The following is a 22126-nucleotide window of genomic DNA, read 5'->3' as shown; positions in this document are numbered from 1 at the left end:
GCGTCATGCGGGGCGCGTGGTGGGGGCCGCAGCCCGGGGCAGACTCTTCTTGTCGAAGGAGCGGATGTTGTCGAACGACAGCCGCACCTTCTCGCCGACAGTGAGCTTGGTGTAGCGGCGCTCGCCTTCGCGGCTCAGTTCCTTTTGCAGCGCGAAGACGGACTGGGGGCGCGAGAGCGGATCGAGCGACATGCACCACTCGACCACCTCGATGAGGTTGTCGGAATACACGCCGCGAAGGCGCGACAGCGACAGGCTCAGGCGGTCTTTCTCGATGCGCTTGGGTGCATCGTTGGGCGGGTAGCCCTGCATGCAGGCGTAGATGCAGGCGCCGATGGCGTAGATGTCGGTCCAGGGGCCCATCGACGAATCGCGCCGGTACATCTCGGGGGCGGCGAAGCCCGGCGTGTACATGGGACGGATGAAGATGCCTTCCTTGCTGAGCACTTCGCGCGCGGCGCCGAAGTCGATCAGCACGGCGCGGTCGTCGTCGGTGACGAAGATGTTGGCCGGCTTGATGTCCAGGTGCAGCATCTTGTACTGGTGCACGATGCGCAGGCCGCGCAGGATCTCGTCGAAAAGCGAGCGGATGGTCGATTCGCGGAACACCTTCTGGCGCTTGAGGTCGCGCGCGGTGACCACGAAGTCCTGCAGGGTCGCACCCTCCAGGTAGTTCATGACCATGTAGACGGTCTCGTTCTCGCGGAAGAAATTGAGCACGCTGACGACCGAGGCATGAGAGATCTGCGCGAGCGAGCGGCCTTCTTCGAAGAAGCTCTTGAGCCCCAGCCGGTAGAGGGACAATTTTTCGGGCGGCACCTGCGGATGCAGCTCGCCCGGCCCGCGGGTGGCCAGCGAAGACGGCAGATATTCCTTGATGGCCACCTGCTGCCCGCTGGGGTCGATGGCGAGATAGACGACACCAAAACCACCTGCGGAAAGCCGGCGAACAACGCGGTAACCGCCAATGACCGTATCGGGCAACAGGGGCGAAGGCTTGACCTTTGACATAATCCGGGAGTTTCGCCCGAAGGCGATGGTGCGGCAAGCGAACGCTGTACCGACGCCTCGGTGCATGCAAGCAAAAACCACAGTGAGGCGCAATGCCAGTTTACAGCATGACCGGCTACGCCAGCGGCCAGAACGGGTCCGCAGGCAGCCACTCCGAAGCCGATGCACGGCCTTCCGCCGCAGGTCGGCTCGGGGTAGAAATCCGCTCGGTCAACAGCCGCTTCCTCGACCTCACCTTCAAGTTGCCGGAGGAGTTGCGCCAGCATGAGACGGCGCTGCGAGAGCTGCTCACGGGCAAGCTCAAGCGCGGCAAGGTCGAGGTCCGCGCGGCCATCGAGAACACCGCCCAGGCGGGCGTCGTCGAGCCTTCCGTCAAGCTGCTCCAGCGGCTCAACGGGGTGCAGGACGGCATCAAGGCCTGGCTCCCCGGAGCGCGCGAACTGAGCGTGGCCGACGTGATCCGCCTTGCCGGCGGCGACGGCGCCACCCGCGGCGACTGGGGCCCCGATCTGCTCGACGTGGCCGGCAAGGCGCTCGAAGCGCTGATGTCCGCCCGCCAGCGCGAAGGCGCCCGCCTCGCCAAGATGCTCGATGCACACCTGGCTCAATTGCGCGTTCTGGTGCAGCAGGCCGGTCCGCTGGTGCCCCAGTTGGTCGAGCAGCAGCGCAACCGCTTCCTTGAGCGCTGGCAAGAGGCCATGGGCCTGACCGCCGGCACGGGCGGCACGCTGCCCGAAGCCGCTCAAGACCGCGCGCTGACCGAGGCCACTGCCTTTGCCATCCGCATCGACGTGGCGGAAGAGCTCACCCGGCTGAATTCGCACCTCGACGAAATCGAGCGGCTGCTCAAGAAGGGCGGCGAGATCGGCAAGCGCCTGGACTTCCTGATCCAGGAACTGCACCGCGAGGCCAACACCCTGGGCTCCAAGTCGGCAGCCCTGGAACTCACGCGCATCGGCGTGGACATGAAGGTCCTGATCGAGCAGATGCGCGAACAAGTCCAGAACATCGAATGACGACGACGAGCGAAAGAATGGACTACCCCGGCAACATCTTCGTGGTCGCCGCGCCCAGCGGGGCCGGCAAATCGAGCCTGGTCAAGGCGCTCATGGAGCTCGACTCGGCGGTTCAGCCGTCGGTGTCGCACACCACGCGGCCGCCGCGCGGGCAGGAAAAGCACGGCCGCGAGTACTTTTTTGCCTCGCCTCCCGAATTCGACGCCCTGATTGCGGCCGACGGCTTCGTGGAATGGGCCCATGTGCACGGCCACCGGTACGGCACCTCCAAGAAGGCCATCGAGGAGCGGATCGCCCAGGGGGCCGACGTGATCCTCGAAATCGACTTCCAGGGCGCCCTTCAGATCCGCAAGACCTTTGCGAACGCGGTGATGATCTTCATCCTGCCGCCCAGTTGGGAAGAATTGCGCTCGCGGCTCGAACGGCGCGGCGAGGACAGCGCCTCGGTCATCGAACTGCGCCTGAAAAACGCCGCAGAAGAGATGGCCCGGGCCGGGGAATTCGACTTCGTTATAATCAACGAGTTATTTGAGCGGGCGCTTTTTGATCTCAAGGCGATTGTCCACGCTCAACGGCTCCGGTATTCCGCACAGCGCCGTGCACGTGCCGATACCTTTGCCGCACTGAACATTCCCTGATCTCCTGCTCACCGACCGAAAGATACCCATCATGGCCCGCATCACCGTCGAAGATTGTCTGGTTCAGATTCCGAACCGCTTCCAGCTCGTCCTGGCCGCCACGTACCGTGCGCGCATGCTGAGCCAAGGCCACGCGCCCAAGATCGAGAGCAAGAACAAGCCCGCCGTGACCGCCCTGCGCGAGATCGCCGAAGGCAAGATCGGCATCGAAATGCTCAAGAAGGTGCCGGGCTGATCTGACGCAGCCCTGCAACGAAAAGGCACCGCAACGCGGTGCTTTTTTTATGTCTGGACGCGCCCATGGAACGGTCACGCTAAAGTGGTAGCCATGAGCGCGGTCGCCAAACATCAGTCCCATGCCCCATCGGGGGGCACGCCGAAGCCGAGTCCGGCGGCGCTGAACGCGGCCGCCGCAAGCTTTGCCGCATTGACAGCGCGCCTCGACTACCTGGGTGCCGAAGATACCGAGCTGGTACGCCGCGCCTACCGCTTCGCTGACGAGGCCCATCTGGGCCAATTGCGCAACAGCGGCGAGCCGTACATCACCCACCCCATCGCCGTAGCGGCGCAATGCGCCGAATGGAAGCTCGATGCCCAGGCGCTGATGGCCGCATTGCTGCACGACGCCATCGAAGACTGCGGCGTCACCAAGCCCGAACTGATCGAGCGCTTCGGCGCCCCGGTCGCGGAACTGGTCGACGGGCTCACCAAGCTCGACAAGCTGCAGTTCAATACGCGTGAAGAGAACCAGGCAGAGTCTTTCCGCAAGATGCTGCTGGCCATGGCGCGCGACGTGCGCGTCATCCTCGTCAAGCTGGCCGACCGCACCCACAACATGCGCACGCTGGCCGACGCGCCGCGTGAAAAATGGGCCCGCATCTCGCGCGAAACGCTCGAGATCTACGCACCCATCGCGCACCGCCTCGGGCTGAATCAGACCTACCGCGAACTGCAGGAGTTGTCGTTCCGGCACCTCAAGCCGTGGCGTTACGCCACGCTGTCCAAGGCGGTGGCCAAGGCGCGCGGGCGACGACGTGACCTGATCCAGAAGGTGCAGAAAGAAGTCGAGACCGCTTTCTCTGCCGCCGGCATGACGTTGCGGATCGCCGGGCGCGAAAAAACGCTCTATTCCATCTACCGCAAGATGGAAGAAAAGCACCTGAGCTTTGCCCAGGTGACCGACATCTACGGCTTCCGCCTGATCGTGCCGAACGTCATCGCCTGCTACACCGGCCTCGGCATCCTTCACCAGATGTACAAGCCGCTGCCCGGCAAGTTCAAGGACCACATCGCGATCGCCAAGCTCAACGGCTACCAGTCGCTGCACACCACGCTGGTGGGGCCGGCCGGCGTGAGCGTCGAGTTCCAGCTGCGTACCGAGGCGATGCACGTGGTTGCCGAATCCGGCGTCGCGGCGCACTGGCTCTACAAGGCGGCCGAGCCAAACGGGGCGAGCAACGACCGGCTGGGCACCAAGTGGCTGCAGTCTCTGCTCGACATCCAGGACGAGACGCGGGATGCCGCCGAATTCTGGGACCACGTCAAGGTTGACCTGTTTCCCGACGCGGTTTATGTCTTCACGCCCAAAAGCCAGATCATGGCCTTGCCGCGCGGCGCGACCGTGGTCGACTTCGCCTACGCCATCCACAGCAACATCGGCGACCACACCTCGGCCGCGCGCATCAACGGCGACCAGGTGCCTCTGCGCACCGAGCTCAAGAACGGCGACGTGGTCGAGGTGATCACGGCGCCCGTGTCGACCCCCAATCCCGCCTGGCTCGGCTTCGTTCGGACCGGCCGGGCGCGCTCCAAGATCCGCCATTACCTGAAGACGCTGGCACATGCCGAATCCGAAGGCCTCGGCGAAAAGCTGCTCGCACAGGCGCTGCGCGCCGAAGGTCTCGGCAAGCTGCCCGAGGACGACGACGAGCACCAGGCTTTGTGGGAAAAGCTGCTGCGTTTCACCGGCAACCGCACCCGCTCTGAATTGCTGACCGACATTGGCCTTGGCAAACGCATTGCAAGCATCGTCGCCAAGCGACTCATGGCACTGCTGGCCGAGTTGGGCGAACGCCCCGATGCCCTGCTGCTGAGCCGAGAGCGCCTCATCCCGCACGAAGCCGTATCGCAGGGCGCGGTCACGCTCGATGGCAGCGAAAACTCTTCGGTGCGCTTTGCGCTGTGCTGCCGCCCCATTCCGGGCGACCAGATCGTCGGGTATCTCGGTCACGGCGAGGGCTTGGTGGTCCACACCGAAGATTGCGGCGTGGGACAGCGGCTGCGCCACAAGGACAGCGAGCGGTTCTTCGCGGTCGAATGGGCGGACGAGCCAACGCGCGCGTTCGAGACCGGTGTCGTGATCACCGTGCGCAACGACAAGGGCGTGCTGGCGCGCGTAGCCGCCACGTTGGCGGATGCGGAAGCAGACATCACGCATGTGGAAATGGCCGATGAGACGCCGCAGGATTCGACCGACCTTCGCTTCGTGATCGCGGTGCGCGATCGGGCGCATCTCGATGCCGTGCTGCGCGCCGCCCGACGAACCGCCTCGGTGCTGACCGCAGCGCGGACGGTTCCGGCGCCCTGAAGAAGAGCAGGCGGCTCGGCGCGTCAGTCTGCTGCCGGGCGCGGTGCCGGGTAGCTCACCGACAGGATCTCCACCTCATGCGCCCCGCCCGGCGTCACCAGCTTCACCACGTCGCCCTCGCGTGACTTGAGCAAGGCCCGCGCGATCGGAGAGATCCAACTGACTTGCGACTGCGCACTGTCCGCTTCGTCGATGCCGAGAATGGTGACGGTGCGTTCGTCACCCGTTTCATCGGCGTAGCGAACCGTGGCACCGAAGAAGATCTGATCACTGCCGTGGTGCACCGACGGATCCGTGACTTCCGCGATCTCGAGACGCTTGGTGAGAAAACGAATGCGCCGGTCGATCTCGCGGAGGCGCTTCTTGCCGTAGAGATAGTCGCCATTTTCCGAGCGGTCGCCATTCTTGGCGGCCCAATGCACAGCCTCGACGACCTTCGGGCGCTCCTCGTCCATCAGTTCAAGCAACTCGTCGCGCAGGCGTGCGTAGCCCGATGGCGTGATGTAGTTCTTGGTGCCGGTCGGTAGTGGAGGCGCAGCGCCGTCGGCGCCGTCGTCATCCGCGTCGTTGTCGGTTTCCTTGGTGAATGCCTTGTTCAACGAAGAACCTTTTATTGATCAGGAAATACGAGTGATCCGTGTCGCATCAGCCTAGATCCGAGCGCTTGCAGTCGAAGATCATGTTCGGCTCGACACTTCGCAAGGCTGGCACCTTGTTGACGAATACCACCCCTGCTCTTGCCAATTGCCAGTCGCCGGACTTGAACAGCTTGAAGAGGCTCGTGACCTCTTCTCCGGCAGCAGGAATGGCGTTGAAAAGATAGACAGGCTCGCCTGAAGAGGTGCCGTCCATGCTCACCAGCTCGGCGCGCATCTTGCCCATGGTTTCCGTGTCCTTTGTCCTGGAGCGCACGATGTCCATGTTGACGGTGCGCGAGTGCTCGTCGATCGAGATCCTGCGAATCCAGTTGAACGAGCCAGTCGCGCCGACCGGGCTGGGCACACATGCAATGGTTCCCGCGAACGCCGAGCCCGCTGCCGAAAGCAGCAACAGCAGTTGGCATGCGCATCGCGCCGTTCGAATGTTCATGGTCGCCCTGATCCGTTTTGACTTGAACGGGACTTTAGCTTCCTGAGGCCAGGACGGCAGCAGCCGTTTGATCGGCGGCTTTTCTGTGATTCACGCCACCCAAAAGAAAATGGCCTAGAAGGTAAACCTTCTAGGCCATTAAGAGAGTGGTGCGGCTGGCAGGAATTGAACCCACGACCCCTTGGTTCGTAGCCAAGTACTCTATCCAACTGAGCTACAGCCGCACAGCTTGCAATTATAGCATGCGTTTTTGACCTTCTGGACTTGCATGATCGAAAGTTGAAAAGCAAGTGTTGGTAGGCCGTGATGGGCTTGAACCATCGACCAACGGATTATGAGTCCGCTGCTCTAACCAACTGAGCTAACGGCCCACTGGGCCATGATTCTATTCGCCACCGCAGCCTACTTGCGGTGGCTCAGCGCATTGCTCACCAGTCGCGATGTGATGTCGACGATCTGGATCATGCGCTCGTAAGGCATGCGCGTCGGCCCGATCACGCCCAGCGTGCCCACCACCTGCCCATCGACCTCATAGTTGGCGCTGACGATGGAGAGCTCCTCGAATGGCACCACTTGGCTTTCGCCGCCGATGAAGATGCGCACGCCCTCCGCCTTGCTCGACACATCGAGCAGACGCATCAATTGCGCCTTCTGCTCGAAAAGCTCGAAGGCGCGGCGCAACTGGCCCATGTCACTGGAAAAGTCGGTCACCGCAAGCAGGTTGCGTTCGCCGGAGATCACGACGTCGTCTTCCTGCGCCTCGGTCAGCACTTCGGAACTCACCTGGACCGCTGCCTGCATCAGCGCTGCAATTTCGCCGCGCAGCTTCTCGACCTCGGACTGCAGGCGATCGCGCACCTGCTCGATCGTGAGGCCCGCATAGTGCGCATTGATGTAGTTGGAAGCTTCGACCAGTTGCGACTGCGAATAGTCGGCCTCCGGGAAGATCACCCGGTTCTGCACGTCGCCATCCGGCGAGACGATGATCACGAGCAGCCGGTTCTCGGACAACCGCAGGAATTCGATCTGCTTGAACACAGAGGCGCGGCGCGGCGCCATCACGACGCCGACGAACTGCGACAGGTTCGACAGGATGTTCGCCGCGTTGGCGATCACCTTCTGCGGCTGGTCGGGCGCGAGGCTCGGCGTGCTCATCTGCTCACGCTGGGCGGTCAGCATGGTGTCCACGAACAGGCGGTAGCCGCGATGGGTCGGGATACGGCCGGCCGAGGTGTGCGGGCTGGCAATGAGCCCCAGCGCCTCGAGGTCGGACATGACGTTGCGGATGGTCGCGGGCGACAGATCCAGCCCCGAGGAACGCGACAACGTGCGTGACCCGACGGGTTGCCCGTCGGCGATGTAGCGCTCGACGAGCGTCTTGAGCAGCAACTTGGCACGGTCGTCCAGCATTGCAAGATTTTAGTGTTGTAATTTGTGAGATATGACCTCTCGCTTCCGTCACGTCGCCCTGATCGGCAAATACCAGGCTTCCGGCGCCAGAGCGCAGGCGGATGCGCGCGACGGCGTCATGGAGACCATCGGCACCTTCCTGGAATCGCAGGGTTGCAAGGTCTTCGTCGAACGTTCGACCTGCGATGAGGTGGACGCCGACGCCCCCGCCCATCCGCGCTACGAAGCCCTGTCGGTCGAAGAAATCGGCCAGCGCTGCGACCTCGGCCTGGTGGTCGGCGGCGACGGCACCATGCTGGGCATCGGACGGCAGCTCGCCAGCTACGGCATTCCGCTGATCGGCATCAACCGTGGGCGGCTCGGCTTCATCACCGACATCCCGCTCGACAACTTCCAGGCCACTCTCATCCCGATGCTGGCCGGCGAATACGAGGAAGACCACCGCAGCCTGATGCACGCGCAGGTCATGCGCGACGGCGTCTCCGTGTTCGACGCACTCGCCATGAACGACGTGGTGGTCAACCGCGGCGCCACCTCGGGCATGGTCGAGCTGCGCGTGTCTGTGGGCCGCCATTTCGTGGCCAACCAACGCGCCGACGGCCTGATCATCGCGACGCCCACCGGATCGACCGCCTATGCGCTGTCGGCCGGCGGGCCCCTGCTTCATCCGGCGGTGCCGGGTTGGGTGCTTGTGCCGATCGCGCCGCACACGCTCTCGAACCGCCCGGTGCTGCTGCCCGACGCCGACGAGATCGTGATCGAGCTGGTCGGCGGGCGCGACGCCAGCGCCAATTTCGACATGCAGTCATTGGCCTCGCTCGCGATCGGCGATCGCGTGGTGGTGCGCCGCTCCGACTTCCGGGTGCGCTTTTTGCACCCGCGGGGCTGGAGCTATTTCGACACGTTGCGCAAAAAACTTCATTGGAACGAAGGGGGCTCCTGACATGGCGCTGCGACGCATCGCACTGCGCGACTTCGTGATCGTGCGATCACTCGAACTCGACCTGTCCGGCGGCTTCACGGTGTTGACCGGCGAAACCGGCGCGGGCAAATCCATATTGATAGACGCGCTGCAGCTGGCGCTGGGCAACCGGGCCGATGCGGGCGCCGTGCGCGAAGGTGCCGAGCGCCTCGACGTGAGCGCCGAATTCGACGCCGACCCGACACTGGACAGTTGGCTCGACGAAGGCGGCTTCGAAGCCGGCGACGCGCTGCTGCTGCGCCGCACCGTCGACCTGCAGGGACGCAGCCGCGGCTGGATCAACGGCAGCCCGGCCACCGCCACGCAGCTGCGCGAACTGGGCGACCGTCTGCTCGACATCCACGGCCAGCACGCATGGCAGAGCCTCACGCGCCCCGAGGCCGTGCGCGGCCTGCTCGACGCCTACGCGGGCGTCCGTACCGATGCGCTCGATGCCGCGTGGCAAGGCTGGCGCCAGGCCCTCTCCGCGCTCGAACACGCGCGCTCGGCACAAGACTCGCTGCAGCGCGAACGCGAGCGGCTGCAGTGGCAGATCTCCGAAGTCGCCAAGCTCGCGCCCGGCACCGATGAGTGGGAAGAGCTGTCGACCAACCATTCGCGCATCTCCAATGCCCAGGCGCTGATCGACGCGGCGCAGGGCGCGAGCCAGGCGCTCGAAGACGACGACAACGGCGCCCTCGCCGCGCTCTCGCGCGCGGCCACGCTGCTGCAGAACTGCGAGCACATCGAGCCCGAATTTCGCGCGCTGGGCGAGGTGCTGGCCTCCTGCGTGGCGCAGGCTTCGGACGCCGCCCACACGCTGCACGGCTATCTGCGCGACGCCGAGGCCGATCCGCAAAGCCTGGCCGAACTCGACGAACGCATGGGCCTCTGGATGTCGCTCGCGCGCCGCTACAAGCGCACGCCCGGCGACCTGCCTGCACTGCTGGCCGGCTGGCAAACCGAGCTGCAGGCGCTCGATGCGCAAAGCGATCTCGACGGCCTGGAACGCACCGAGCAGAACGCGCAGCAGGCCTACCTGAAAGAAGCCAAGGCACTCGGCAAAGCCCGCAAACAGGCCGCACCGCGCCTGGCCCAGGCGGTCACGCAAGCCATGCAGGGCCTCGGCATGCAAGGCGGGCGTTTCGAGGTCGAGCTGCAGCCGCTGGCGCAACCCAGCCGCGCGGGCCTCGAAGACATCGCCTTCCTCGTGGCCGGCCACACCGGCAGCACCCCGCGCGCGATCGGCAAGGTGGCCTCGGGCGGCGAGCTCTCGCGCATCGCGCTGGCCATCGCCGTGACGACCAGCCAGCTCGGCGCCGCACAGACACTGATCTTCGACGAGGTCGATGCCGGCGTCGGCGGTGCGGTCGCCGAAACCGTCGGCCGCCTCATGAAGCAACTCGGCCGCGACCGCCAGGTGCTGGCCGTGACCCACCTGCCGCAAGTGGCCGCCTGCGCCGACCATCACCTCGTTGTCGCCAAACGCCAGACCGCGGGCGCCGGCAAGGACGGCCCGCGCACCGAGAGCGGCGTGTCGCGGCTCGACGACGACACCCGCGCCAACGAAATCGCCCGCATGCTGGGCGGCGAAAAAGTCTCCCAGACCTCGCTCGCGCATGCCCGCGAGATGCTCGGCCACAAGACCTCGGCAGCCACGCCATGATGAACCTCGACCTGGTGCTCATCACCGGCATGTCGGGCTCGGGCAAGTCCGTGGCGCTGCATGCGCTGGAAGACGCCGGTTACTACTGCGTCGACAACCTGCCGCCCGAACTCCTCACCTCGTTCATCGCGCTGCAGCACGAGCAGCAGGCCACGCGCGTGGCCATCGCGATGGATGTGCGCAGCGGCGTGTCACTGCCGATCGTTCCGCAGCAACTCGAAGCGCTGCGCCGCGACGGCGTGTCGCTGCGCTCGCTGTTCCTCGACGCAACCACTGACGCGCTGCTGCGCCGCTATTCGGAAACCCGTCGGCGCCACCCGCTCTCGCGCCAGGAAAGCCGCACCGACGTGCCCGAGCAGCACCGCGTTCTGGTGCAAGCCATCGAACTCGAACGCGAGTTGCTGGCCGACCTGCGCGACGGTGCCGACGTGATCGACACCAGCCTCATTCGCCCCGCGCAACTACAGAGCTACATCAAGGCGCTGATCTCCGCGCCGCAGAACGCGCTCACCCTGGTGTTCGAGTCGTTCGCCTTCAAGCGCGGCGTGCCGCTCGATGCGGATTACGTGTTCGACGTGCGCATGCTGCCCAACCCGCACTACGTGCCCGCGCTGCGCCAGCTCACGGGCCGCGACACGCCGGTGATCGAATGGCTGCGCGAGCATGACGACGTGGCGCGCATGTACGACGATATCGAGCAATTTCTTTCGCACTGGATCGATGCGCTGGCGCGCGACCATCGCAGCTACGTCACGGTGGCCATCGGCTGCACGGGCGGGCAGCACCGCTCGGTGTTTCTTGTCGAGCAGTTGGCGCACACCTTCGGCGCCCGCTGGGGTGCGCTCAAGCGGCACCGCGAACTCGACGCGAACTAAGCCCTAGACCGCGCTGACGCTCTCCAGCAGCTTGCGCACTGGCGCGGGCAGTCCCAGCCGGCGCCATTCTTCCGCTTCGACCCAGCGCGCAACGTCGCCCTGGGGTTGCATACCTTCCAGCAGCACCGGATGCAGGTGCAGGTCCTTGTGGGTCAGCACATGGACGAAAGGCGGCAGGTCTTGCGCGCCGCGCTGTGCGGCCGATGGCAGCACAGCGAGCAGGTCGTCGCGGCTGTCGAACACCGGCAGGCAATGCAGCCCGGCCCAGATGCCCTTCGCCGGCCGCTTTTCCAGCCAGACGCGCCCCTCCGCATCACGCGCCAGCAACACCCAGAGCGACTGAGCGCTGCGCTTGAGCTTGCGGGTCTTGACGGGATAACGCTCCGGCGCGCCTTCTCGCAGGCCCACGCAGACCTTGTTGACCGGACAGATCATGCAACTGGGCTTGCGAGGCAGGCAGACGGTGGCGCCGAGGTCCATCACCCCTTGGGTATAGCTCGCGATCGCCTCGCGCTCTTCGGCGGGCGGAAGGAGCTGCGTTGCCAGGTCCCACAGCGCACGCTCCTGCGCGGACGAAGACATGTCGCCGCCGAAGCCGAGCACGCGCGTCAGCACGCGCTTCACGTTGCCGTCGAGGATCGCCACGCGCTCGCCGAAGCAGAACGCCGCGATCGCCGCCGAGGTGGAGCGGCCGATGCCGGGCAAGGTTACGAGCTCCGCTGCGGTATGGGGAAACTCACCGCCGAATCGCTCGACGACTTCCTGCGCGCAGCGGTGCATGTTGCGCGCGCGGCTGTAGTAGCCCAGGCCGCTCCACAGGCCGAACACTTCGTCCTCAGTGCCTGCGGCCAGGGCCTTCACATCGGGAAAGCGTTCGAGAAAACGCGCGAAGTAGCCCAGCACCGTCGTGACCTGCGTCTGCTGCAGCATCACCTCCGACAGCCAGACGCGGTAAGGATCGCGCGTGTTTTGCCACGGCAACTCGCTGCGTCCGTGGCTGCGCTGCCAGCTGACGATCTGTGCGGCGAAATCCGGCGGCAATTGCGAACCGGGCGAACCGGCTGCCGCCACGGAGGCGGAACGCTCAGGCCGCACGCAACTCGCTGAAGGGCGTTGCTACAGCAGCCTGCGGCTTGCCTTGCTGCGTGATCAGCGAAGTGAATTCACGCAGGCGGGCGTGCAGCTCAGCCAAATTGGTTTCCTGCGCCGCCAGCTCGAGTAGCCGTTCGTCGAGGTTGCCGGCGGCATTCTGGATGCGCTCGATTGCCTCGATGCGCTTGCTGAAGTTGCGCCGGCGCTCCTTGAGCTGTGCATCGATCTGCGCGCTCGCGCCCTTGCTCCAGCGCTCGACCTCAGTCATCGCGGCCTCGTTGACCAATCGCAGGCGGCTGGCCAGCGCACGGACCAACTTGTCGCAGAAATCGGCCTGCGCGAGCTTCAGCAGGTTGCCCACGCCCAGGTAATGGATGTGGCTGCGCTCTATCTGGCTGAGCTCCTGCTCGAAGCCGGTGAGATCGGGTTCGGCCGGCGCCTGCAGGGTGAAGCCCTGTTCGGCATTGAGTTGGCGGAAGGTGGCGTGCAGCATCGACTGGATCTCAGCCGTCGTCGCCTGCACTTCCCGCAGGTTGTTGCGCAGCGAATCGAAGGTCTCGCCATACACCTTGCGTACGTTGAGCTTGATGCCGGGGCGCTTGAGCGCGGCCGACAGCCGCACCATGTCGGCCTTGAGCGCGGTACGGCCGAGCACGGCATACACCTCGCGCAGCAGCTTGCCCTGCACCGAGCGCAACGCCAGGATGCGGGTATTGCTGCCCTCGAACTCGGCGTGTTCCTGGTCGATGCGCGAACGCATGTGGCGGATCACCGAGACGTTCTTGCCGCGAAGGCCCTGCAGCTCGAGCGCCTGCTCGGACAGGTCGCGCTGGCGCACCTTCAGGATGCGTTCGGCCTCGGTGCGCAGCGCGGTCATGCCGGCATCGACGGCCAGGCGCAGCATGGTCTCGCGCTTGCCGAGCACGCCTTCGCCCAGCAGGGCTTCGAGCGCCGGCAGGCGGCTGGCTTCGAGCAGGCGGGGGTCGCGCTGGATCTTGGCCTGCAGGCCCTTTTGGGCGGACACCGGCAGCACCTGCGCGAGCGGCACTTCCAGCAGCCGGGCCGCGCTGTCGCGCTGGCGCTCGATCTGCAATTCGATCTGTGCGTGGGTGCTCAGGGAGTCCCACATCGTGTCGATCTTGTTGAGCACCACGAAGCGCGTGTCGCCGCCTTCGTCCTCGGTGATGAGGTGCTCGCGCCAGATAGACAGATCGGAGCGCGTCACGCCGGTTTCGGTGCCCAGGATGAAGACCACGGCGTGCGCCTGCGGGATCAAGCTCACCGTCAATTCGGGCTCGGCACCGATCGCGTTCAGGCCAGGGGTGTCGAGAATGACCAGCCCCTGCTCCAGCAAGGGGTGCGGCATGTTGAGCACGGCATGGCGCCAGCGCGGAATTTCGACGCGGCCTTCGGCGTCCTGCACCGGGTTGTCGTCGGGCGTCTCGGGATTCCAGAAGCCCAGGGCGCGGGCCTCGTCCTTGCTCACCCAGCGGACTTCGGCCACCTTGCCCATGGCTTGGGCCAGTTGCTCGGCATTGCCGACCTCGATCGGGATCTCGGTCCAGCGGGTCGACTTCTCGCGCCAGTGGGTCAGCGAATGCGGCTCCAGGCGGGTTTCGATCGGCAGCAGCCGCAGCTTGGGCGCGATCGCGGGGTCGTAACCCAGCTCGGTCGGACACATCGTGGTCCGCCCCGCGCTCGCGGGCATGATGCGGCGCCCGTAGTCGGCAAAGAAGATCGCATTGATCAGTTCCGACTTGCCACGTGAGAACTCGGCCACGAACGCGACCATCACCTTGCTGGTGCGGATCTGCTGTTCGAGGCCCCGCAGGCGCTCGGCCACGGCCTGGTCGAGCAGCTCGTTCTCGGTCAGCCAGCGGGACAGCCACTGCAGCCGATGGGCGAAATTGCTCCGCCACGCACCGTGCTGATCGAGTTGTTGGTTGAAAGAGCGGCTCAAGGGGAATATGTAAGAAAGAGCTTACAAATATAGCATCGCAAACCGTGCAGCGCCTGTTTATGGGGTATTCAATCGCAGGCGCAACGCGCTACTTTTGACAATTAGGACAAAAATAAGTGGAGCGCTGCCCCTGGCGGAGCTGCTTGATCGGCGTTGCGCAGACCCGACATGGCTCGCCGGCGCGGCCATAAACGGTGGCTTCGAGCTGGAAATAACCGTTCTGGCCGTCCACGTTGGAGAAGTCGCGCAGCGTGCTGCCGCCCTTTTCCACCGCCCTGGCCAGGATTTCGCGCACCGCCGCGTGAAGCTTGGCCGCCCGCGGCCGGCTGATGCGCGCAGCCGACAGCGTCGGGCGGATGCCGGCCCGGAACAGCGCCTCGGACGCATAGATGTTGCCGACCCCCACCACCACGTCGCCCGCCAGCAGCACCTGCTTGACCGCCGTCTTGCGCTTGCGAAGGCCTGCATGGAAGGCATCGAGGTCGAAGGCATCGCCCAGCGGCTCCATGCCCAGCCCGCCTAGCAGCTTGATGGCCCAGGGCGCAGCCTCGTCGTCCACATAGACCACGGCGCCGAAACGGCGCGGATCGTTGAGCCGCAAAGTGCCGCGATCGGTGACGAGATCGAAGTGATCGTGCGTGCCGGGAGGCGGCAACGCGCTATCGAAGCGCAGGCTGCCCGACATGCCCAGGTGCAACAGCAGCAGGCCTTGGTCCAGGTCGATCAGCAGGTACTTGCCGCGCCGCCGCACCTCGCGCACATGCCGGCCGACCAGCGCCTCGGGCAGCACCATCAAGGCCCAGCGCAATGGTTTTCCGATGCGCACGGATTCGATGCGCGCTCCCGCGATGCGATCGGCAAAACCGCGGCGGGTGACTTCGACTTCGGGTAACTCAGGCATGAAAGTAAAACTCCGGCGAAGACGAAGCCCCACGCGACGCTCGTTCAAAAGCCTCGATTATCATGATTCGATGATTCCATCGCCCCGCCGACACCGCCTTGCGGCGGCCGCATCTCTCGTGTTGTTGGCTTGCGCGGTGCATGCGCAAACCTCCGATCCCGCCGCCCCAAACAGCCCGGCGCCCATCATCGAGCGGAACGCACCGCCGAGGCCGGCGGTCCGGCCCCGGGTCGCAGCCCCGAAGCCCGCCAGCGAGCCTGCCGCGCAACCCTCGGCGCTGACCGCTGACCTGTTCTACGAAATCCTGATGGGCGAGATGACCGCCCGCTCCGGCGACCCCGGCTCCGGCTACGCGCTGGTGCTCGACGCGGCACGCCGGCTGCGCGACGGCAAGCTGTTCCAGCGGGCAGTAGAGATCGCGCTGCAATCGCGTTCGGGCGATGCCGCCCTCGCCGCAGCCCGCGCCTGGCAAGAGGCGCTGCCCACGTCCCGCGATGCACGGCGCATCGAATTGCAGATCCTGATTGCGCTGAATCGCATCGGGGAAACGGTCGAACCGCTGCGTGCCGAAGTGGCGGCCACCTCGCAGATCGAACGTCCCCTCCTCATGGCGGTGATCGCGCGCAATTACTCGCGCGCCTCCGACAAGAAGCTGGCGGCCTCGGTGGTCGAGCGGGCACTGGTCGACGAGCTCAAAAGCCCGACCACCGGCGGCCTGGCCTGGGCCACCGTGGGGCGGCTGCGCCTCAATGCCGGAGACAACTCCGGCGCCCTGGAGGCTGCGCGCAAGGGCCAGGAAGTCGATCCGGCCTCCGACGCCCCTCCGGCATTGGCGCTCGAGCTGATCGATCCCAGCCAGCCGCTGGCCGAACCGATCGTGACGCGCTATCTCGCAAGCAACACCAAGGCCACGCCCGACCTGCGCATCGCCTATGCGCGCGTGCTGGTCGAGAACCGCCGCTACAGCGACGCCCAGACGCAGCTGCAGGCACTCACCACGGCGCGCCCCGAACTGGCGGAGCCCTGGTTGCTGCTCGGCAGCCTGCAGATGCAGGCCAAGCAGGACGGCGCGGCGGAGACATCGCTCAAGCGCTACATCGACCTCTCCTCGAGCCAGAGCAACAACGACGCCGACGCGGCCGATCGCAAACGCGGCGTGACGCAGGCCTACCTCGCCCTGTCGCAGCTGGCGGAACGGCGCAAGGACCTCACGGGTGCGGAGCGCTGGCTTTCGCGCATCGACAGCACCGAGGACCTGACCATCGCCCAGACCCGCCGCGCGGGCCTGTTGGCGCGCCAGGGCAAGCTGTCACAGGCACGCGAAATCATCCGCGCTCTGCCCGAGCGTACGGCCGACGACAAGAAGCAGAAATTCCTTGCCGAAGTGCAGTTGCTGCGCGACGCCAAGCAATACCAGGCCGCCTACGACATGCTCGCCCAGGCTTCCGCGGCGGCGCCCGAAGACGGTGACCTGGTCTACGACCAGGCCATGGTGGCCGAGAAGCTGAACCGGCTGGACGACATGGAGCGGCTGCTTCGTCGGCTGATCCAGCTCAAGCCCGAAAGCCAGAACGCCTACAACGCCCTCGGCTACTCGTTCGCCGATCGCAAGATCCGGCTCGACGAAGCGCGCACGCTGATCCAGAAGGCGGTGCAACTGGCGCCGGAAGACCCGTTCATCGCCGACAGCCTGGGCTGGGTCGAGTTCCGGCTCGGCAACACGGCCGAGGCGATCCGCATCCTCGAGGCTGCCTACAAGACCCGGCCCGATCCCGAGATCGGTGCGCACTTCGGCGAAGTGCTGTGGAGCATCGGCCAGAGGGATCGCGCAGTGACGATCTGGAAGGAAGCGCTGCTGAGCGATGCCGAGAATGAAACCCTGCAGGAAACGCTGAAGCGCCTGCGCGTCAAGCCGTGACCGTGCTCGCCGCAGGGCAACGCGCCGGTCGCCGCGGCTTTCTGGCGGCGGGCGGGGCCACTCTTCTTTTGATAGCGGGCTGCGCCCAATTGACGGGCGGCTCCTCGGTGCCGCGAGGCTCGGACAGCTGGAGCGGCCGGATGTCGCTGCGCATCGACAGCGAACCGGTCCAGACCTTTTCCGCACTATTCGAGTTGCGCGGCTCGGCCGATACCGGCGAACTCACGCTGACGACCCCGATCGGCAACACGCTGGCCCAGCTGCACTGGTCGCCGGGCGAGGCCCTGTTGAAGAACGGCAGCGATACCCGCCGCTACGAATCCGTCGATGCGCTGATCGAAGCTGCCACTGGCGCGGCGATCCCGGTCGGAGCACTGTTCGGCTGGCTGGCCGGGCGCAACGAAAGCGTGCCCGGCTGGCGCCCCGACCTCGGTCAGCTCGCGAACGGGCGCCTGCAGGCGACGCGCGAATCCCCGAGCCCCCGGGCGGACCTGCGCATCGTGTTCGAGCGGTCATGAAGGCCCTCTACGACCTTCCCGCACCGGCCAAGCTCAACCTGTTCCTGCACATCACCGGCCGGCGCGACGACGGCTACCACCTGCTGCAGTCGGTCTTCATGCTGATCGACTGGTGCGACACGCTGCACGTCGAGCTGCGGCACGACGGCCAGTTGACCCGCGAAGACCTCACGACCGAACTGCCCGCCGACGACCTGATCCTGCGCGCTGCCCGCGCGCTGCAGATGCACGCCGCGCCCGGCCAGGGCGCACACATCGGTGTCGCGAAGCATGTCCCGGCTCAGGCGGGAATGGGCGGCGGGTCTTCGGATGCCGCCACCTGCCTGCTGGCGCTCAACCGTCTTTGGAACCTGAACCTGCCTTTGTCCCGGCTCGCGCAGATCGGACTGAAACTGGGCGCCGACGTGCCCTTCTTCCTCGGCGGACGCCACGCATGGGTCGAGGGAATCGGCGAGGAAATCACGCCCATCACCCTGCCGCCGGCGCGCTTCGCCGTGGTCAAGCCCACCGAAGGATTGGATACCCGCTTAATTTTTTCTGCGGATGACCTTGAACGCTCAACTCCTGTTGCTATAATCTCGGGCTTTGCTGCAGATAGCGAACAGCTTGAAGCCAAGAACCTAGGCAACCAGGTTTTCGACTTCGGCCACAACGACCTGCAGCCGGTTGCCCAGCGACTTTGCCCCGCGGTCACCGATGCCATCGAATGGCTCGGCGCCCAAGGATTGAAGGCCCGGATGACCGGCTCCGGAAGTTCGGTGTTCGCAAAATTGCCGCAAGGGCCGCATGAAGCGGAACTGGTCGAAGCCCCCGCGGGCTGGCAGGTTCGTCAATGCAGCAATCTGGCTGTTCATCCTCTGGTAGGTTGGGCAACCTGAAATGGTCGAATCGTTTTTGCGGTCCGACGCGACATATATCGGTTGATGGTGCAAACCATCGACCCGTGTAGGGGAGTCGCCAAGCTGGTTAAGGCACTGGATTTTGATTCCAGCATGCAAAGGTTCGAATCCTTTCTCCCCTGCCAAATCTATTGAAACTGCGGTCTAACCCCCGCAGTGCTTTTTGAAAACTGCGGCCTGATGGCCGCAGTGTTTCTTCTGCAGCACACCCACTGCAATAATCGGCAGCCCACGGGCCGCCACGACTCAAAACCTTTTGGCGGCTTCCTCCAAGCCAATTTCGCACTGCCGGGACGCGCTCATGCAGGCTAATCACCCTGATTTCATGGTTTTCACCGGCAACGCCAATCCTGGCCTCGCCGCAGAAATCGCGCACAACCTCGGCACTTCGCTGGGCGCCGCACGCGTCGGTCGCTTCTCCGATGGCGAAGTTACCGTCGAGATCAACCAGAACGTCCGCGCACGCGACGTGTTCGTGGTGCAGTCCACCTGCGCACCGACCAACGAAAACCTGATGGAACTGCTGATCATGGTCGACGCGCTCAAGCGCGCATCGGCCGAGCGGATCAGCGCCGTGATTCCCTACTTCGGCTATGCCCGCCAGGACCGCCGTCCGCGTTCGAGCCGCGTGCCGATCTCGGCCAAGGTCGTGGCCAATCTGCTGGAAACCGTCGGCGTCGAGCGCGTGCTCACGATGGACCTGCACGCAGACCAGATCCAGGGTTTCTTCGACATCCCGGTCGACAACATCTATGCATCGCCGGTTCTCCTGGGCGACCTGCGCGCCAAGAACTACGAAGACCTGATCGTGGTCTCGCCGGACGTCGGCGGCGTGGTTCGCGCCCGTGCGCTGGCCAAGCAACTGAACTGCGACCTCGCCATCATCGACAAGCGCCGTCCGAAGGCCAACGTCAGCGAAGTCATGAACGTGATCGGCGAGATCGACGGCCGCAACTGCGTGATCATGGACGACATGATCGACACGGCCGGCACGCTGGTCAAAGCGGCCGAAGTGCTGAAAGAGCGCGGCGCCAAGAGCGTCTACGCGTACTGCACGCACCCGATCTTCTCGGGCCCGGCCATCGAGCGCATCACCAAGGGCACGGCCCTCGACGAAGTGGTCGTGACCAACACCATTCCCCTTTCCGATGCGGCCCTCGCATGCGGAAAGATCCGCCAGCTCTCCGTGGCACCGCTGATCGCCGAAACGATCCAGCGCATTGCCAAGGGCGAGTCGGTGATGAGTTTGTTCTCGGACCAGGACAACCTGTTCTGACCTGAGGACCAAAGAGCGGGCTTCTTTTTTCGAAGAGGCCTTTTTGAATCGGAGTCGCACTGGTCGCGGTGGACTCTCACAGGAGCTAGTTATGAAATTCGTCGCTTTTGAGCGCGCCAAGCAGGGCACGGGTGCGAGCCGCCGTCTCCGCATTTCGGGCAAGACGCCCGGTATCGTCTACGGTGGTGAAGGCCTGCAGCCGCAACTGATCGAAATCGATCACAACGCGCTGTGGCATGCCCTGAAGAAGGAAGCCTTCCACTCGTCGATCCTGGAAATGGAACTCGGCGGCGCCACCAGCAAAGTGCTGCTGCGCGACGTGCAGTACCACCCGTTCCGCCAGCTGGTGCAACACATCGACTTCCAGCGCGTGGATGCCAAGACCCGCCTGCACATGAAGGTGCCGCTCCACTTCAAGGGTGAAGAAGAGTCCGAAGCCGTCAAGACCGCGCACAACCTGGTGAACCACGTGATCACCGAGCTGGAAATCAGCTGCCTGCCGTCCGACCTGCCCGAGTTCATCGAAGTGGACCTCTCCGGTCTCACGAAGAACGCCACGCTGCACGTCAACGACATCAAGCTGCCCAAGGGCGTGAAGTACGTGAGCCACGGCAAGCAGAACCCCGTCATCGTGTCGGCCGTGCCGCCGCTGGTCGCCGAAGAGCCGGCACCTGCCGCCGAAGGCGCCGCTGCTGAAGGCGCCGCACCGGCTGCCGGTGGCAAGGCTGCCGCCAAGACGGCCAAGCCCGCCGCGAAGAAGTAAGTAATTCTTCCCGTCTCCTGCAAAAGGCCCGCCTCGTGCGGGCCTTTTGCTTTGGGGGCGGCGAGATAATTCCCGCCATGATCAAGCTGTTCGTCGGCCTCGGAAACCCGGGCCCTGAGTACGAAGCCACGCGCCACAACGCAGGCTTCTGGTGGATCGACGCCCTCGCGCGCGACTGGAAACTCAACCTCGTGCCCGAGCGCGGCTACCACGGCCTCGCGGCGCGCGCCAACATCGGCGGCCAGAGCATCTGGCTGCTGGAGCCCCAGACCTTCATGAACCTCTCGGGCAAATCGGTGGCTGCGCTCGCGCGCTTCTTCAAGATCGCGCCCGAAGAAATCCTCGTGGTGCACGACGAGCTCGATGTGGTGCCGGGCCAGGCCAAGCTCAAGTTCGGCGGCAGCCATGCCGGTCACAACGGCCTGCGCGACATCCACGCGCAACTGGGCACCGGCGACTACTGGCGGCTGCGCTTGGGCATCGGGCATCCCGGCGTGAAGTCCGAGGTCGTCAACTGGGTGCTCAAGAAGCCACTGAAGGAACAGCGTGAGCTGATCGACGACACCATCGTCCGCACGCTGCATGCCGCGCCCGCGCTCGTGGCCGGCGAGATGGAGAAAGCGACCATGCTCATCCACACGAGCAAACCGCCCCGGCCCAAACCGCCGCGGCGGGAGCCCGGCGACGGGGGCACGCCTGCCGCCACCTAGCCGGCAACCGGAGCGCAGGAGGGAGAGAGAAACAAAAATGAAGACGAGAAAAAGAAGAGAAAAGAGGGTGGGGAAATTCGGGCTGGCTGTATTTTTAATAGCAGCCTGCACCTGGTCCAGCAGCGTGGCGGCCCAGGGTTCCGCAAAGACCTGGCGATGCGGCAGCACCTACTCGGACCGCCCCTGCGAAGGCGGCAAGGCGGTGAAGGTGGACGATCCCCGCAGCGATGCGGACCGCCGGGCAGCCGAAGCCGGCGCGAAGAGCAACGGTGCACAGGCCGACAAGCTGGAGCGCTCCCGCCTGTCTTTGGAGAAAGCGGCCTACGACCGCGATCGCCAGGCGGCGCGAGAGGCCCGAAGCGCCGCCATGGCCGAACGGCGCATGGCCCTGTCCGAGCAGCAAGCCCGAGAGCGCGCCACCAAGGCAGCCGGCGACCCGCGCAAATCGACCATGAGTTTCAATAGCGGCGGGTCAGGCGGCAAGTCGGCCGGCGACGCTCCGGCGAAGAAAAAGAAGCGGAAGTCCCGCGACTCAGACGCCGGTTGATGAAGCAGGCGGTGAAGTAACCGCAGTCACCTTGATGGCCGTGAGGCGCTGGTATTTCTGCATCAGCGTCTCGCGGCTTTCCACATGCTCGGGGTTCAGGGGAATGCACGCCACGGGGCAGATCTGCACGCACTGCGGCTCATCGAAGTGGCCGACGCATTCGGTGCACTTGTGCGGATCGATCTCGTAGTACTCCGCGCCCATGTAGATCGCATCGTTCGGGCACTCGGGCTCGCAGACATCGCAGTTGATGCATTCGTCGGTGATCATGAGGGCCATTCCCCGATTA

22 protein-coding genes and 3 tRNA genes are annotated in these 22126 nt (G+C 65.1%); 15 read left to right on the top strand and 10 right to left on the bottom strand.

The window, feature by feature from the left end; genetic code table 11:
- Positions 1 to 3: 3 nt before the first annotated feature.
- The gene (locus tag QFZ83_RS02440) at positions 4 to 1011 is read right to left on the bottom strand and encodes a serine/threonine-protein kinase (protein WP_013543327.1); all 1008 of its coding nucleotides are present in this window, start codon (positions 1009 to 1011) and stop codon (positions 4 to 6) included.
- Between the two features lie 92 nt (positions 1012 to 1103).
- Between QFZ83_RS02440 and QFZ83_RS02435 the strand changes: the two genes are divergently transcribed.
- The 4 genes from QFZ83_RS02435 (at position 1104) to QFZ83_RS02420 (ending at position 5252) form a co-directional block, all read left to right on the top strand.
- The gene (locus QFZ83_RS02435; protein WP_013543328.1) at positions 1104 to 2027 is read left to right on the top strand and encodes a YicC/YloC family endoribonuclease; all 924 of its coding nucleotides are present in this window, start codon (positions 1104 to 1106) and stop codon (positions 2025 to 2027) included.
- 17 nt (positions 2028 to 2044) lie between these two features.
- Positions 2045 to 2665: a guanylate kinase gene (gmk, locus tag QFZ83_RS02430; protein WP_013543329.1), complete on the top strand. Its 621-nt coding sequence runs from the start codon at positions 2045 to 2047 to the stop codon at positions 2663 to 2665.
- A gap of 31 nt (positions 2666 to 2696) precedes the next feature.
- A complete protein-coding gene (rpoZ, locus tag QFZ83_RS02425) occupies positions 2697 to 2900 on the top strand; it encodes a DNA-directed RNA polymerase subunit omega (protein WP_013543330.1) in 204 nt (67 codons plus the stop codon).
- A 93-nt stretch (positions 2901 to 2993) separates the two neighbouring features.
- A complete protein-coding gene (locus QFZ83_RS02420) occupies positions 2994 to 5252 on the top strand; it encodes a bifunctional (p)ppGpp synthetase/guanosine-3',5'-bis(diphosphate) 3'-pyrophosphohydrolase (RefSeq protein ID WP_307502202.1) in 2259 nt (752 codons plus the stop codon).
- A gap of 23 nt (positions 5253 to 5275) precedes the next feature.
- Here QFZ83_RS02420 and greB read toward each other — a convergent pair whose 3' ends face one another.
- The 5 genes from greB to hrcA form a co-directional block, all read right to left on the bottom strand.
- A complete protein-coding gene (greB, locus tag QFZ83_RS02415) occupies positions 5276 to 5851 on the bottom strand; it encodes a transcription elongation factor GreB (RefSeq protein WP_307502198.1) in 576 nt (191 codons plus the stop codon).
- A 46-nt stretch (positions 5852 to 5897) separates the two neighbouring features.
- Entirely contained in the window at positions 5898 to 6341 is a 444-nt protein-coding gene (locus QFZ83_RS02410) for a hypothetical protein (protein ID WP_307502195.1), read from the bottom strand.
- Positions 6342 to 6488: 147 nt separating this feature from the next.
- A tRNA-Arg gene (locus QFZ83_RS02405) sits at positions 6489 to 6565 on the bottom strand.
- A gap of 70 nt (positions 6566 to 6635) precedes the next feature.
- Positions 6636 to 6712, bottom strand: a tRNA-Ile gene (locus QFZ83_RS02400).
- A 31-nt stretch (positions 6713 to 6743) separates the two neighbouring features.
- Entirely contained in the window at positions 6744 to 7751 is a 1008-nt protein-coding gene (hrcA, locus tag QFZ83_RS02395; RefSeq protein ID WP_013543356.1) for a heat-inducible transcriptional repressor HrcA, read from the bottom strand.
- 31 nt (positions 7752 to 7782) lie between these two features.
- Between hrcA and QFZ83_RS02390 the strand changes: the two genes are divergently transcribed.
- From QFZ83_RS02390 to rapZ, 3 genes are read left to right on the top strand one after another with little or no spacing between them, the layout of a single operon-like run.
- Positions 7783 to 8694, top strand: a complete 912-nt coding sequence (locus QFZ83_RS02390; RefSeq protein ID WP_306881608.1) for an NAD kinase — start codon at positions 7783 to 7785, stop codon at positions 8692 to 8694.
- A gap of 1 nt (position 8695) precedes the next feature.
- Positions 8696 to 10378: a DNA repair protein RecN gene (recN, locus tag QFZ83_RS02385; RefSeq protein WP_307502190.1), complete on the top strand. Its 1683-nt coding sequence runs from the start codon at positions 8696 to 8698 to the stop codon at positions 10376 to 10378.
- The gene (rapZ, locus tag QFZ83_RS02380; RefSeq protein WP_306881794.1) at positions 10378 to 11253 is read left to right on the top strand and encodes an RNase adapter RapZ; all 876 of its coding nucleotides are present in this window, start codon (positions 10378 to 10380) and stop codon (positions 11251 to 11253) included. Before recN ends, rapZ begins: the two co-directional genes overlap by 1 nt.
- 3 nt (positions 11254 to 11256) lie before the next feature.
- Here the strand turns inward: rapZ and mutY are convergent, their stop codons facing one another.
- The 3 genes from mutY to mutM form a co-directional block, all read right to left on the bottom strand.
- A complete protein-coding gene (mutY, locus tag QFZ83_RS02375; RefSeq protein ID WP_307502187.1) occupies positions 11257 to 12324 on the bottom strand; it encodes an A/G-specific adenine glycosylase in 1068 nt (355 codons plus the stop codon).
- A gap of 13 nt (positions 12325 to 12337) precedes the next feature.
- A complete protein-coding gene (locus QFZ83_RS02370) occupies positions 12338 to 14305 on the bottom strand; it encodes a dynamin family protein (RefSeq protein ID WP_307502185.1) in 1968 nt (655 codons plus the stop codon).
- 88 nt (positions 14306 to 14393) lie between these two features.
- Positions 14394 to 15206 (bottom strand): bifunctional DNA-formamidopyrimidine glycosylase/DNA-(apurinic or apyrimidinic site) lyase, encoded by an 813-nt coding sequence (gene mutM, locus QFZ83_RS02365; protein ID WP_307502182.1) that lies wholly within the window; start codon positions 15204 to 15206, stop codon positions 14394 to 14396.
- Positions 15207 to 15276: 70 nt separating this feature from the next.
- Here mutM and QFZ83_RS02360 point away from each other — a divergent pair, with 70 nt between their 5' ends.
- From QFZ83_RS02360 to QFZ83_RS02325, 8 genes are all read left to right on the top strand, one after another.
- The gene (locus QFZ83_RS02360) at positions 15277 to 17124 is read left to right on the top strand and encodes a tetratricopeptide repeat protein (protein WP_307502179.1); all 1848 of its coding nucleotides are present in this window, start codon (positions 15277 to 15279) and stop codon (positions 17122 to 17124) included.
- Positions 17125 to 17126: 2 nt separating this feature from the next.
- Positions 17127 to 17642, top strand: a complete 516-nt coding sequence (locus QFZ83_RS02355; protein ID WP_307512611.1) for a lipoprotein insertase outer membrane protein LolB — start codon at positions 17127 to 17129, stop codon at positions 17640 to 17642.
- A complete protein-coding gene (gene ispE / locus QFZ83_RS02350; protein ID WP_307502176.1) occupies positions 17639 to 18520 on the top strand; it encodes a 4-(cytidine 5'-diphospho)-2-C-methyl-D-erythritol kinase in 882 nt (293 codons plus the stop codon). The genes QFZ83_RS02355 and ispE overlap by 4 nt, the downstream gene beginning before the upstream one ends.
- 69 nt (positions 18521 to 18589) lie before the next feature.
- Positions 18590 to 18666 (top strand) — tRNA-Gln (locus QFZ83_RS02345).
- A 176-nt stretch (positions 18667 to 18842) separates the two neighbouring features.
- Positions 18843 to 19817: a ribose-phosphate pyrophosphokinase gene (locus QFZ83_RS02340; protein WP_013543366.1), complete on the top strand. Its 975-nt coding sequence runs from the start codon at positions 18843 to 18845 to the stop codon at positions 19815 to 19817.
- Positions 19818 to 19908: 91 nt separating this feature from the next.
- Positions 19909 to 20580 (top strand): 50S ribosomal protein L25/general stress protein Ctc, encoded by a 672-nt coding sequence (locus tag QFZ83_RS02335; protein ID WP_306881602.1) that lies wholly within the window; start codon positions 19909 to 19911, stop codon positions 20578 to 20580.
- A gap of 77 nt (positions 20581 to 20657) precedes the next feature.
- Entirely contained in the window at positions 20658 to 21290 is a 633-nt protein-coding gene (pth, locus tag QFZ83_RS02330; protein WP_041943043.1) for an aminoacyl-tRNA hydrolase, read from the top strand.
- A gap of 37 nt (positions 21291 to 21327) precedes the next feature.
- Entirely contained in the window at positions 21328 to 21837 is a 510-nt protein-coding gene (locus QFZ83_RS02325) for a hypothetical protein (protein WP_307502173.1), read from the top strand.
- On the opposite strand, the gene QFZ83_RS02320 is transcribed toward QFZ83_RS02325, so the two are convergent.
- On the bottom strand, positions 21823 to 22116 hold the full coding sequence (locus tag QFZ83_RS02320; protein WP_041943044.1) for a YfhL family 4Fe-4S dicluster ferredoxin: 294 nt from the start codon (positions 22114 to 22116) through the stop codon (positions 21823 to 21825). The genes QFZ83_RS02325 and QFZ83_RS02320 overlap by 15 nt on opposite strands.
- Positions 22117 to 22126 lie beyond the last annotated feature (10 nt).

Origin of the sequence: Variovorax sp. W1I1 (assembly GCF_030815625.1) — a bacterium.
GTDB classification, from domain to species: Bacteria; Pseudomonadota; Gammaproteobacteria; order Burkholderiales; family Burkholderiaceae_C; genus Variovorax; species Variovorax paradoxus_C.
The sequence above is the reverse complement of the archived record's forward strand: the minus strand, read 5'-3'. Positions and strand labels throughout refer to the sequence as shown.